This window comes from Pseudomonas sp. 43NM1 (assembly GCF_002836905.1).
In the GTDB taxonomy this organism is placed as follows: Bacteria; Pseudomonadota; Gammaproteobacteria; order Pseudomonadales; family Pseudomonadaceae; genus Aquipseudomonas; species Aquipseudomonas prosekii.
This window is the reverse complement of record NZ_MKGS01000188.1, coordinates 15,875-28,453: the sequence shown is the minus strand read 5'-3', so window position 1 is coordinate 28,453 and position 12,579 is coordinate 15,875. Positions and strand designations below refer to the sequence as shown.

At 59.8% G+C, this 12,579-nt stretch carries 13 protein-coding genes; 11 read left to right on the top strand and 2 right to left on the bottom strand.

Features of this window, described 5'->3' with window-relative positions; genetic code table 11:
• A partial coding sequence (rne, locus tag BI292_RS24750; protein WP_178076626.1) for a ribonuclease E occupies window positions 1-2,188 on the bottom strand: 2,188 nt, incomplete at its 3' end.
• 698 nt (window positions 2,189-2,886) lie between these two features.
• Here rne and rluC point away from each other — a divergent pair.
• From rluC to sppA, 3 genes are read left to right on the top strand one after another with little or no spacing between them, the layout of a single operon-like run.
• Entirely contained in the window at window positions 2,887-3,849 is a 963-nt protein-coding gene (gene rluC / locus BI292_RS24740) for a 23S rRNA pseudouridine(955/2504/2580) synthase RluC (protein WP_092279254.1), read from the top strand.
• Window positions 3,836-4,495: an HAD-IA family hydrolase gene (locus BI292_RS24735; protein ID WP_092279256.1), complete on the top strand. Its 660-nt coding sequence runs from the start codon at window positions 3,836-3,838 to the stop codon at window positions 4,493-4,495. The genes rluC and BI292_RS24735 overlap by 14 nt, the downstream gene beginning before the upstream one ends.
• 24 nt (window positions 4,496-4,519) lie before the next feature.
• Entirely contained in the window at window positions 4,520-5,506 is a 987-nt protein-coding gene (sppA, locus tag BI292_RS24730; protein ID WP_101209524.1) for a signal peptide peptidase SppA, read from the top strand.
• A gap of 229 nt (window positions 5,507-5,735) precedes the next feature.
• Here the strand turns inward: sppA and BI292_RS24725 are convergent, their stop codons facing one another.
• Entirely contained in the window at window positions 5,736-6,314 is a 579-nt protein-coding gene (locus BI292_RS24725) for a nucleoside triphosphate pyrophosphatase (protein WP_101209523.1), read from the bottom strand.
• 105 nt (window positions 6,315-6,419) lie between these two features.
• On the opposite strand from BI292_RS24725, the gene BI292_RS24720 reads away from it, so the two are divergent.
• From BI292_RS24720 to pabC, 8 genes are all read left to right on the top strand, one after another.
• Window positions 6,420-6,947, top strand: a complete 528-nt coding sequence (locus BI292_RS24720) for a YceD family protein (protein ID WP_092279262.1) — start codon at window positions 6,420-6,422, stop codon at window positions 6,945-6,947.
• Window positions 6,948-6,960: 13 nt separating this feature from the next.
• Window positions 6,961-7,143 carry a 50S ribosomal protein L32 gene (gene rpmF, locus BI292_RS24715; protein WP_008152339.1) on the top strand — a complete coding sequence of 61 codons (183 nt, stop codon included), beginning with the start codon at window positions 6,961-6,963 and terminating at the stop codon, window positions 7,141-7,143.
• A gap of 4 nt (window positions 7,144-7,147) precedes the next feature.
• Window positions 7,148-8,158 carry a phosphate acyltransferase PlsX gene (gene plsX / locus BI292_RS24710; RefSeq protein WP_101209522.1) on the top strand — a complete coding sequence of 337 codons (1,011 nt, stop codon included), beginning with the start codon at window positions 7,148-7,150 and terminating at the stop codon, window positions 8,156-8,158.
• A gap of 125 nt (window positions 8,159-8,283) precedes the next feature.
• A complete protein-coding gene (fabD, locus tag BI292_RS24705; RefSeq protein WP_101209521.1) occupies window positions 8,284-9,222 on the top strand; it encodes an ACP S-malonyltransferase in 939 nt (312 codons plus the stop codon).
• Between the two features lie 16 nt (window positions 9,223-9,238).
• Window positions 9,239-9,982 carry a 3-oxoacyl-ACP reductase FabG gene (gene fabG / locus BI292_RS24700; protein WP_092279268.1) on the top strand — a complete coding sequence of 248 codons (744 nt, stop codon included), beginning with the start codon at window positions 9,239-9,241 and terminating at the stop codon, window positions 9,980-9,982.
• Between the two features lie 191 nt (window positions 9,983-10,173).
• On the top strand, window positions 10,174-10,410 hold the full coding sequence (gene acpP, locus BI292_RS24695) for an acyl carrier protein (RefSeq protein WP_003442511.1): 237 nt from the start codon (window positions 10,174-10,176) through the stop codon (window positions 10,408-10,410).
• A gap of 108 nt (window positions 10,411-10,518) precedes the next feature.
• Window positions 10,519-11,763: a beta-ketoacyl-ACP synthase II gene (gene fabF, locus BI292_RS24690; RefSeq protein WP_092279270.1), complete on the top strand. Its 1,245-nt coding sequence runs from the start codon at window positions 10,519-10,521 to the stop codon at window positions 11,761-11,763.
• Window positions 11,763-12,578: an aminodeoxychorismate lyase gene (gene pabC / locus BI292_RS24685; protein ID WP_101209520.1), complete on the top strand. Its 816-nt coding sequence runs from the start codon at window positions 11,763-11,765 to the stop codon at window positions 12,576-12,578. The genes fabF and pabC overlap by 1 nt, the downstream gene beginning before the upstream one ends.
• Window position 12,579: the final 1 nt, after the last annotated feature.

Genomic DNA, 12,579 nt, shown 5'->3' with positions numbered 1-12,579 from the left:
GTTGGCGTGGCGCGCGTTCTTCACGTGGCTGGCGCGCTGGACGCTCTTCCGCTGTGGTCGCGGTGGCAACAGTGCCAACAGCGGCTACGGCAGCAGCAGTCGGAGCGGCGTCGAGTGGTTCACGCAGTTCACGGACGCGTTCTTCACGATCACCGCCGCGAGGCTTGCGGTCTTCGCGAGGCGCGCGCGGTGCACGTTCTTCACGAGGGGTGCGAGGTGCGCGTTCTTCGCGAGCAACGGCCGGAGTAGCGGTTTCTTCACGGGCTTCGCGTGGTTGACGCTCTTCGCGTGGCTCACGTGGTGCGCGTTCTTCACGCGGTGCACGGTCCTCGCGAGGTTTGCGTTCTTCATCGCGGCGACCGTTACGGTTGCGGCTCTGCTGACGACCGTTGCGACGCTCTTCGTTACGCGCTGGACGCTCGGTGGTCGCTGGTTTCTCAACCACAACCGGAGCGGCTGGCTCTTCTTTGGTCGCGAACAGGCTGACCAGCGATTTCACCAGGCCTTTGAACAGGCTCGGCTCTGGCACGGCAACCGGTGCTGCGACAGGCGCAGGGGCGGCGACTTCGGTCGGCACTGGCGCGTTGGCGCGGGCCGGCGCAGTTTTCACCGCGGCTTCCTGGCGAACCAGAGTGCGGGTCGCAGCGGCAGGCTGGACTTCTTCCACTTCGGCAGCGGCAGCAGCGATTTCGTAGCTGGACTGATTGATGTGCGCTTCCGGGCTGTCATCACGCAGACGCTGAACTTCGAAGTGCGGCGTTTCGAGGTGATCGTTCGGCAGAATGACGATGCGGGCACGGGTGCGCAGTTCGATCTTGGTGATCGAGTTGCGTTTTTCGTTGAGCAGGAACGCGGCCACCGGGATCGGCACTTGTGCGCGAACTTCGGCGGTGCGGTCTTTCAGGGCTTCTTCTTCGATCAGACGCAGGATCGCCAGCGACAGCGATTCAACGTCACGGATGATGCCGGTGCCGTTGCAACGCGGGCAGACGATGCCGCTGCTTTCGCCGAGCGATGGACGCAGGCGTTGGCGGGACATTTCCAGCAGGCCGAAGCGCGAGATGCGACCGACTTGCACGCGAGCGCGGTCGGCTTCCAGGCATTCGCGGACTTTCTCTTCCACGGCGCGCTGGTTCTTGGCAGGGGTCATGTCGATGAAGTCGATGACGATCAGGCCGCCGATGTCGCGCAAGCGCAACTGACGGGCGATTTCTTCGGCGGCTTCAAGGTTGGTCTGCAGGGCGGTTTCTTCGATGTCGCTGCCTTTGGTGGCGCGCGCCGAGTTGATGTCGATGGACACCAGGGCTTCGGTCGGATCGATAACGATGGAGCCGCCGGAAGGCAGTTCGACAACGCGCTGGAAGGCGGTTTCGATCTGGCTTTCGATCTGGAAACGGTTGAACAGCGGAACGCTGTCTTCGTACAGCTTGATCTTGCTCGCGTACTGCGGCATCACCTGGCGGATGAAGGTCAGGGCTTCGTCCTGCGCTTCAACGCTGTCGATCAGCACTTCGCCGATGTCCTGGCGCAGGTAATCGCGGATGGCGCGAATGATCACGTTGCTTTCCTGGTAGATCAGGAATGGCGCGGAGCGATCCAGCGAGGCTTCTTTGATGGCGGTCCACAGTTGCAGCAGGTAATCGAGGTCCCACTGCATTTCTTCGCTGCTGCGGCCCAGGCCGGCAGTGCGCACGATCAGACCCATGTCGGCTGGAGCAACCAGGCCGTTCAGGGCTTCACGCAGTTCGTTGCGCTCTTCACCTTCGATGCGACGGGAGATACCGCCGGCACGCGGGTTGTTCGGCATCAGCACGAGGTAACGACCGGCCAGGCTGATGAACGTGGTCAGGGCTGCGCCCTTGTTGCCGCGTTCTTCTTTTTCGACCTGAACGATGACTTCCTGGCCTTCGGTCAGGACGTCCTTGATGTTGACGCGGCCTTCGGGGGCTTTCTTGAAGTATTCGCGGGAGATTTCTTTGAGGGGCAGGAAGCCGTGGCGCTCGGAGCCGAAATCGACAAAGGCAGCCTCAAGGCTTGGTTCGATGCGAGTAATCCGGCCTTTATAGATGTTGGCCTTCTTCTGCTCGCGTGCACCGGATTCGATGTCCAGGTCGTAGAGGCGTTGGCCATCTACCAGTGCAACACGCAACTCTTCGGGTTGAGTTGCGTTAATCAGCATTCTTTTCATGTAGTACCGTCGGTTTCCGGGCTGCCGGAAACGGCGTTCGGCACACACGACTTCTCACGGTCGGTGTCAGGTGCGTCGGGAGTGGTTGGCCATTCCCGTGTCCAGCGACGTGGCCAATTGGGCCGTTATCGCGACGTACGCGTCCTGCTTGCTGTGGCTACTTAAGCACTCAGTCAGGAGGAGGAATCAACCGGCGGCTGTGGACGAGATGAAGCGTCTTGATAAAGCCTATTGCTACACAGTCCAGCGGTTGTGCATCTCCACCCTACACGTATCCCTGATAATTCGGGTGCTGCCGCGCGCAGAATCCGCAGCGGGTTGGCATTTACCGTGAGCTCCGAAAGGGGAGGTCACGCATCATGGCTAATTTAGGCGTTGTTTCCGAAGCATTCGCTCGGGGTCATTCGCAGCTGACTGCACTTTGTGAACTGGCCATGAATATTGGCGAGCAAAACGAGTGAAAACTCTGCTTTGCGGCTTGATTCAGGCCTCATGTCACCTGCGCTCGTTACACCTGCAAACTCCACCGTTACGTAGCGAAAGCCCCGTAGGACGGCCTCGCGTCCTGGTGAATTGCGTTGGTCAGGGCCGGTTTTTGACCGTTAGTCCGCTGTCCAGGCCGCTTTTGGCGGCGTTCGCGACTATAGCAGCAATGATTAAGTGCTTCAATTCCATAAAAAATTGTTATCATCCGCGCCATGACGACTACTGCCCCTTCGACCCCAGCCGTACAACTGCTGGAGGTCTCGCCGGAATATGCCGGCCAACGTATTGATAACTTCCTTCTCGCTCGGCTCAAAGGCGTGCCCAAGACCTTGATTTATCGCATTTTGCGCAAGGGCGAAGTGCGGGTGAACAAAGGTCGGATCAAGCCCGAATACAAGCTGCAGGCGGGCGATATCGTGCGCGTGCCGCCAGTGCGCGTGCCCGAGCGCGACGAGCCGGTGCCGCTGGCACAAGGCCTGCTGCAACGCCTTGAAGCGTCGATTGTCTTCGAAGACAAAGCCCTGATCGTGATCAATAAGCCGTGCGGCATTGCCGTTCACGGCGGCAGCGGCCTGACCTACGGGGTGATCGAAGCCTTCCGTCAGTTGCGTCCCGACTGCAAGGAGCTGGAGCTGGTTCACCGTCTCGACCGTGACACTTCCGGCCTGCTGATGATTGCGAAAAAGCGCAGCATGTTGCGCCACTTGCACTCGGCGCTGCGCGGTGATGGCGTCGACAAGCGCTACATGGCGCTGGTCCGCGGCAACTGGGCGGCCTCGATCAAGCAAGTCCGTGCGCCGCTGGGCAAGAGCAATCTGCGCTCCGGCGAGCGTATGGTCGAGGTCGACGAGGAGGAGGGCAAGGAGTCGGTGACCGTGTTCAAGGTCCTGCGCCGTTTCGGCGACTTTGCCACGCTGATCGAAGCCAAGCCGATCACCGGCCGCACCCACCAGATTCGCGTCCACACCTTGCACGCCGGGCACTGCATTGCCGGCGACAGCAAGTATGGCGATGACGATTTCAGCAAGGAAATCCGTGATCTGGGCGGCAAGCGCCTGTTCCTCCACGCCTACATGCTGACCGTGCCGCTGCCGGATGGCGGCGAGCTGAAGTTGCAGGCGCCGGTCGACGAGATGTGGGCCAAGACTGTGGAGCGCCTGAGTGCACCCCTCTGATTACAAACTGCTGATTTTCGATTGGGACGGCACGCTGGCTGATTCCATTGGTCGGATTGTCGAAGCGATGCACGTCGCCTCCGAACGCTCCGGGTTCCCGTTGCGCGACGACTTTGCGGTCAAGGGCATCATCGGCCTGGGCTTGCCCGAGGCGATTCGCACGTTGTATCCAGAAATTGCCGATGACCAGCTGATTGCGTTTCGTCAGCACTACGCCGATCACTACATCGCTGCTGAGGCCGTGCCTTCGCCGTTGTTCGAAGGCGTGGTCGAGTCGATGGCGGCGTTTCGCGATGCCGGTTATCACTTGGCGGTGGCGACCGGCAAGGCGCGTCGCGGGCTCGATCGGGTGCTGAAGGCGCACGGTTGGGAAGAATATTTCGATATCACCCGTGCCGCCGATGAAACCGCCAGCAAACCGCACCCTCTGATGCTGGAAGAGATCCTCGCGCATTGCCGGGTTTCGCCGCAGCAGGCGCTGATGGTCGGGGATTCGTCCTTCGATCTGCAGATGGCGCGCAACGCTGGCATGGATAGCGTGGCGGTCAGTTACGGCGCGCAGTCCATCGAGGCGCTTAAACTGTTCGAGCCGCGGCTGGCGATCGATCATTTTTCCGAATTGCATGCCTGGCTTCGTCAGGCTTAATACGTTTTTGCTGGGGTGGATGGCATGACCGACGAATGGAAAGCGCCTGAGCGGGCGAGCACTGAAGGTGACGCCAAGAGCTGGCAGTTGCTGGAAAAGACTTTGCTGGCCAGTGTCCAGGAGCAGCGTCGCTCGCGGCGCTGGGGGATTTTCTTCAAGCTGTTGACCTTCGTTTACCTGGTCATGGCATTGCTGCTGTTCACGCCGCTGATGGACATGGAAAAGAGCGCCGCGCGCAGTTCCAACTACAGCGCGCTGATCGAAGTCACCGGGGTGATCGCCGACAAGGAATCTGCCAGCGCCGACAACATCGTCACCAGCCTGCGTGCAGCGTTTGAGGACGACAAGGTCAAAGGCGTGATCCTGCGCATCAACAGCCCGGGCGGCAGTCCGGTGCAGTCGGGTTACGTTTATGACGAAATCAAGCGCCTGCGCGGTTTGCATCCGGATACCAAGGTCTACGCGGTAATTTCCGATCTGGGCGCTTCCGGTGCTTATTACATCGCCAGCGCGGCTGACCAGATTTATGCGGACAAGGCCAGTCTGGTCGGTTCGATTGGCGTGACGGCGGCCGGTTACGGTTTTGTCGGCACCATGGAAAAGCTCGGCGTTGAGCGCCGCACCTATACGTCGGGTGAGCACAAATCGTTCCTCGATCCGTTCCAGCCGCAGAAGCCTGAAGAAACGCAGTTCTGGCAGGGCGTGCTCGACACCACGCATCAGCAGTTCATCAACAGCGTGAAGAAGGGCCGTGGTGATCGACTCAAAGACAAAGAGCATCCGGAGCTGTTCTCCGGGTTGGTCTGGTCGGGTGAGCAAGCGCTGCCGCTGGGTCTGATCGATGGTCTGGGCAGTGCCAGTTCGGTGGCCCGTGACGTGATTGGCGAGAAAGAACTGGTGGACTTCACCGTTCAGGAGTCGACGTTCGACCGCTTCTCGAAAAAGCTCGGCGCCAGCGTGGCCGAGCACTTGGCGATGTGGATGGGGTTTAACGGTCCGTCGCTGCGCTGATCAAGTTTGCTCCCTAAGAAAACCGGCCGAGATGGCCGGTTTTTTTGTGAGCGCAATCCCTGTAGCAGCTGGCGAAGCCTGCGTTCGGCTGCGCAGCAGTCGTAAAACTTCTGCACGCGATCTACCTGAAGCAACGCGGCGCTTGGGTTGGCGAGCGCTGCGCACTCGAACGCAGGCTTCGCCAGCTGCTACATAATTGCGGTGTTCGGGCGTTTGCGCATAAGCAGGCTCAGGGGATTTGCACGCCTTCGGCCAGCAGCATGTCGATCAGGCGGATCAGCGGCAGGCCGATCAGACTGGTGGCGTCAGGGCCTTCGGTGCTTTGAAACAGGCTCACCCCCAAACCTTCAGCCTTGAAGCTGCCAGCGCAGTCGTAGGGCTGCTCGGCGTGTAGATAGCGCTCGATGCGTTGCTGATCGAGCGCGCGCATGTGCACGGTGAACGGCACGCAGTCGACCTGGCAAACGCCGGTCTGGCTGTTAAGCAGCGCGAGGCCGGTGAGGAAGGTTACGCTGGCGCCGCTGGAGGCAAGCAATTGTTCGCGGGCCTTTTCGAACGTGTGGGGTTTGCCGATAATGCGCTCGCCGAGCACGGCGACCTGATCGGAGCCGATGATCAGATGCGCAGGGTGGCTGGCCGCCAGCGCGCGTGCTTTCTGTTCGGCGAGGCGTTTTACCAGATTGATTGCCGATTCATTTTCACCATGGCTTTCGTCGATATCCGGCGAGCTGCAGGTGAACTCAAGTTGCAGGCGGGCCAGCAATTCCCGGCGGTAAACCGAGCTTGAAGCGAGTAATAAAGGCAGCATGCGCATCTCCAAAAGGCAGTGGCGAATTCTAGCGAGGCTTGCAAGTGACGGACAGGGCTGAATTTCCTTTGACATGGCTGGGTGCATCCCTATAATGCTGCGCCTATGTTGAATGACCCGATTCCACCTCACGTTGACCCGCGCAAATTGGCTGATCGTGGCACCACCCTTCAAGGTGAACTGCTGCTGGCCGATTTGGAGAGACTCTGCGACCCGCTTTCCGACACTGTCGGTACGGTGCAGGCTAAATTCGTTTTTGAACGAGATGAACGTAAGTCTGTGGTAATCCACAGCTTTATCGACACCGAAGTCAAAATGGTTTGCCAGCGTTGTCTTGAGCTGGTCACCCTGCCAATCCACAGCGAATGCAGTTACGTTGTGGTGAAGGAGGGTGCGAATACCCAGTCGTTACCGAAAGGTTATGACGTGCTGGAACTGGGCGAAGATCCATTGGATCTGCAGTCACTGGTCGAGGAGGAGCTTTTGCTCGCCCTGCCCATTGTGCCTGCTCATCATCCGGAAGAATGCCAGCAGCCGGCGGGTCTCGATGAGCCCGAACCGAGCGAGGACGAGGTAACGCGGTCCAACCCGTTCAGTGTATTGGCGCAGTTAAAGCGTGACCCAAACGTTTAGGAGTTAATCAATTATGGCTGTTCAGCAGAACAAAAAATCCCGCTCTGCCCGTGACATGCGTCGTTCGCACGACGCCCTGACGGCAAGCACTCTGTCTGTAGAAAAAACCACTGGTGAAATTCACCTGCGTCACCACGTATCGCCAGAAGGCGTATACCGTGGCCGTAAAGTGATCGACAAGGGCGCTGACGAGTAATCACTTGTCTGCTCAAGTCATCGCGATTGACGCAATGGGCGGGGACTTCGGTCCCCGCAGCATTGTTCAGGCCAGCCTCGCTTGCCTGTCTGCTACACCCTCGCTGCACCTGACCCTCGTCGGTCAAACTACCCTTTTGGAAGAACTGCTCTCCAGTCACTCGGCTGTGGATCGCGCGCGCCTGTCGATTACTCCTGCGTCCGAAATCATCACCATGGACGAAAAGCCTGCACAGGCCTTGCGTGGCAAGCCTGACTCGTCGATGCGCGTGGCGCTCGAATTGCTGCGTGATGGCAAAGTCCAGGCCTGTGTCAGCGCCGGCAATACCGGCGCGCTTATGGCGTTGTCGCGATTTGTGCTGAAGACGCTGCCCGGCATTGATCGGCCGGCGATGGTCGCGGCGATTCCGACGCAGAAGGGTTACTGCCAGTTGCTTGATCTGGGCGCCAACGTCGATTGCAGTGCCGAGCACTTGTTGCAGTTCGCGATCATGGGCTCGGTGGCGGCGGAGACGCTGGGCGTGGTGCGCCCGCGCGTGGCGCTGCTGAACATCGGCACCGAAGACATCAAGGGCAATCAGCAGGTCAAACTCGCTGCGACCTTGCTGCAGAACGCGCGCGGCATCAATTACATCGGTTTTGTCGAAGGTGACGGTTTGTATCGCGGCGAGGCGGATGTGGTGGTGTGTGACGGCTTTGTCGGCAATATCCTGCTCAAATCCAGCGAAGGCCTGGCGACCATGATTGCCGGGCGTATCGAAGCCTTGTTCAAGCAGAATCTGGCCTCGCGCATGGTCGGCGCATTGGCGCTGCCGCTGATGAGGCGCTTGCAGGCGGACCTGGCTCCGGCGCGGCACAACGGTGCGAGTTTTCTCGGTTTGCAGGGAATCGTCGTAAAAAGCCACGGCTCGGCGGGTGTGCAGGGCTTTCAGAGTGCCATTCAGCGCGCCCTGATCGAGATTCAGGAAAACCTCCCGCGACGTCTGCACGGTCGTCTGGAGGATTTGTTGCCTTAGGCGTTTTCGTCGGACAATGCTTAAATGTGACCGCTCAGTTCAATTGGCCATCCAACTGTCAGTTTCTTGCGTCCCCCAAGCGGGACGTCAATTCTCCGACGACAAGATCATTAGGGGCTTGTTACATGTCTGCTTCCCTCGCATTCGTCTTTCCAGGACAGGGTTCGCAGTCCCTCGGCATGCTGGCCGAGTTGGGCGCGCAACATCCGATCGTCCTCGAAACATTCAAAGAAGCTTCCGATGCTCTCGGTTACGACCTGTGGGCACTGACCCAGCAAGGACCGGAAGAGCAACTCAATCAAACCGATAAAACCCAACCGGCGATCCTCACCGCTTCGATCGCCTTGTGGCGCTTGTGGCTGGCTGAAGGCGGCGCGCGTCCGGCTTATGTCGCCGGTCACAGCCTGGGCGAATACAGCGCCTTGGTCGCTGCAGGCAGCCTGAGCCTGGGCGACGCGGTGAAACTGGTCGAGCGGCGTGGCCAACTGATGCAGGAAGCCGTGCCGGCCGGGCAGGGCGGCATGGCCGCTATCCTCGGTCTGGAAGATGCCGACGTGCTGGCAGCGTGCGCCGAAGCGGCGCAGGGTGAAGTGGTCAGTGCGGTCAACTTCAACTCGCCGGGCCAAGTGGTTATCGCCGGCGCCAAGGCTGCTGTCGAGCGCGCCATCGAAGGCTGCAAGGCGCGTGGTGCCAAGCGCGCCATGCCGTTGCCGGTCAGCGTGCCGTCGCACTGTGAGCTGATGCGTCCGGCCGCCGAGCGGTTTGCCGAATCCATCGCCGCGATTGACTGGCAGGCGCCGCAGATCCCGGTGGTGCAGAACGTCAGCGCCAGCGTGCCGGCCGATCTCGACACCCTCAAGCGCGATTTGCTTGAGCAGCTCTACAAGCCTGTGCGCTGGGTTGAATCGGTCCAGGCGCTGGCCGCCAAGGGCGCGACCCAGTTGGTCGAATGCGGCCCTGGCAAAGTGCTCGCCGGCCTGAACAAACGCTGCGCCGAAGGCGTGTCGACTTCCAACCTCAATAGCCCAGACGCTTTCGCTGCCGCTCGCGCAGCGCTGGCCTGAATCAGGAGAAACTTGCATGAGTCTGCAAGGTAAAGTTGCACTGGTCACTGGCGCAAGCCGTGGTATCGGCCAGGCCATCGCCCTGGAGCTGGGTCGTCAGGGCGCCATCGTGATTGGCACCGCGACCTCCGCAGCGGGTGCCGAGCGCATCGCTGCAACGCTTAAAGAAAACGCAATTCAGGGCACGGGTCTGGAACTCAACGTGACCAGCGACGAATCGGTTGCGGCGGTCCTTTCGAGCATTTCCGAGCAGTTCGGTGCGCCGGCGATCCTGGTCAACAATGCTGGCATCACCCGCGATAATCTGATGATGCGCATGAAAGACGACGAATGGAACGACGTCATCGATACCAACCTGAACAGTCTGTTCCGCCTGTCCAAGGGCGTTTTGCGTGGCATGACGAAGGCGCGTTGGGGACGAATTATCAGTATTGGTTCGGTTGTGGGTGCCATGGGCAACGCAGGCCAAGTAAACTACGCAGCCGCCAAGGCAGGTCTGGAAGGTTTCAGCCGCGCATTGGCGCGGGAAGTCGGTTCGCGTTCGATTACGGTAAACTCGGTGGCCCCAGGGTTCATCGACACCGATATGACCCGTGAGCTGCCTGAAGCGCAGCGTGAATCCTTGGCGACACAGATTCCGCTGGGCCGTCTGGGGCAAGCACAAGAGATCGCGTCTGTGGTCGCTTTTCTTGCATCCGACGGTGCGGCTTACGTTACTGGGGCTACAATCCCGGTGAACGGCGGGATGTACATGAGTTAAATGTGACGGGTTGCTTCAAAAAAATGTCATACGAGCTGTCTAAAATCCGTTATAAAGCTGCAATCTATTTATAGGCAGAGGGCTGCAGGGTTTGAGGAGTGAAGCTTTCAGTTGAAAAACCGAAAAGTCTTTCTATACACTTACCCACTGGCCAGCTGCCTGAATTTGTCCATTAGGAGTGAAAACAAGGTATGAGCACCATCGAAGAGCGCGTCAAGAAAATCGTTGCTGAGCAACTGGGCGTTAAAGAAGAAGAAGTGGTCAACACTGCTTCCTTCGTTGAAGACCTGGGTGCCGACTCCCTTGACACCGTTGAGCTGGTGATGGCTCTGGAAGAGGAATTCGAGACCGAAATCCCTGACGAAGAAGCTGAGAAGATCACTACTGTACAAGCCGCAATCGATTACGTTACTAACCACCAGGCTTAATAGCTTGTAATCGTTGCTTGCTGTCATGGAAAAACCGCACTGCCATCACGGCGTGCGGTTTTTTCTTTAGGCCTCATGCAAAGTCGTCATTAGAAAAAGGAGAGTGCTGTGTCGCGTAGACGCGTCGTAGTCACCGGTATGGGTATGTTGTCGCCACTGGGCACGGATGTGCCGAGCAGCTGGCAGGGCATTCTGGCTGGCCGCAGTGGCATTGGTCTGATCGAACACACCGACCTTTCTGCCTATTCCACCCGTTTTGGCGGCTCGGTAAAGGGCTTCAATGTCGAGGAATACCTCTCGGTCAAGGAAGCGCGCAAGCTCGACCTGTTCATTCAATACGGTCTGGCCGCAGGGTTTCAGGCTGTGCGTAACGCCGGTCTGGAAGTCACTGACGCCAACCGCGAGCGCATCGGCGTGGCCATGGGTTCGGGTATTGGCGGTTTGACCAATATCGAAGAAACCAGCCGCACGCTGCATGAGTCCGGTCCGCGTCGAATTTCACCATTCTTCGTGCCTGGCTCGATCATCAATATGATTTCCGGTTTCCTGTCCATTCATTTGGGTGCACAGGGGCCTAACTACGCCATCGCCACCGCATGTACCACCGGCACGCACTGCATCGGCATGGCGGCGCGCAACATCATGTACGACGAAGCCGACGTGATGATTGCCGGCGGTGCCGAGATGGCCGCGTGCGGTCTGGGCATGGGCGGCTTTGGTGCCTCCCGCGCGCTGTCGACCCGCAACGACGAGCCGACCCGTGCCAGCCGTCCGTGGGACAAGGGCCGTGATGGCTTCGTGCTGTCCGACGGCGCCGGTGCGCTGGTGCTCGAAGAGCTGGAGCACGCCAAGGCGCGTGGCGCGACCATCTACGCCGAGCTGATCGGTTTTGGCACCAGTGGCGACGCGTTCCACATGACCTCGCCACCGGCCGACGGTGCAGGCGCTGCGCGTTGCATCACCAATGCCCTGCGCGATGCCAAGATCAATAGCGATCAAGTCCAGTACATCAACGCCCACGGCACCTCGACTTCGGCCGGCGACCTTGCTGAAGCCTGTGCGATCAAGACGGTGTTCGGCGATCACGCCTACAACCTGGCGGTCAGTTCGACCAAGTCCATGACCGGTCACCTGTTGGGTGCGGCGGGCGCGGTCGAGGCGATCTTCAGCGTGCTGGCGATCAACAGCCAAGTGGCGCCGCCGACCATCAACCTCGATGAGCCGGACGAAGGCTGCGACCTCGATTTTGTGCCGCACACTGCGCGCAACATGGACATCGACGTGGTGCTGTCCAACTCCTTCGGGTTTGGCGGGACCAACGGCTCGCTGGTGTTCCGCCGGTTCGCTGGCTGATGGACTGCTGGGTCGACGGTCAACCGGCTGACGCTCTGTCGCTGAAGGATCGCGGCCTGGCTTACGGTGATGGTCTGTTCGAGACCATTGCCGTGCGCGGTGGGCAGCCAGTGCTGCTGGAGCGCCATTTGGCGCGTCTGGCCGAGGGCTGCGCTCGTCTGGCAATCAATGCCGATCAGGCGTTGATCCGCCACGAGCTGCTGACGTATGCCGGTGCCATGGGCGCGGGTGTGCTCAAGCTCATCCTCACCCGTGGCGACGGTTTGCGCGGCTACGCCCCAGACCCATCGGCGCAGGCCCGACGCATTCTGCAAGGCAACCCTCCCGCTATTTACCCGCCAGCGTATGCCGAGCAGGGCGTTCGCCTGTTTCCCTGCACCACGCGACTTTCCCAACAACCTTTGCTTGCCGGGCTCAAACATTTGAATCGCCTGGAGCAAGTCATCGCCCGTGCCGAATGGCAAGATGCCGAACACGCCGAAGGCTTGATGCTCGATCAAGCCGGGCGCGTCATCGAAGGCGTCTTCAGCAATCTGTTCATGGTGCGCGACGGTGTGCTGATGACCGCCGATCTCAAGCGTTGCGGCGTGGCCGGGGTGATGCGCGCCGAATTATTGTTTCAGGCTGAGTCATTGGCGATCCCCACGCAAACCACCGACATCAGCCTCGATCAGCTGCAATGGGCCGATGAAGTGTTCGTCTGCAACAGCGTGTATGGCATTTGGCCGGTGCGCGCCTATGCAGCACTGAGCTGGCCGGTTGGCCCGCTCACCCGTAAACTCCAAACCATTGCCCGCGCGCTACTGGATGTTTGAT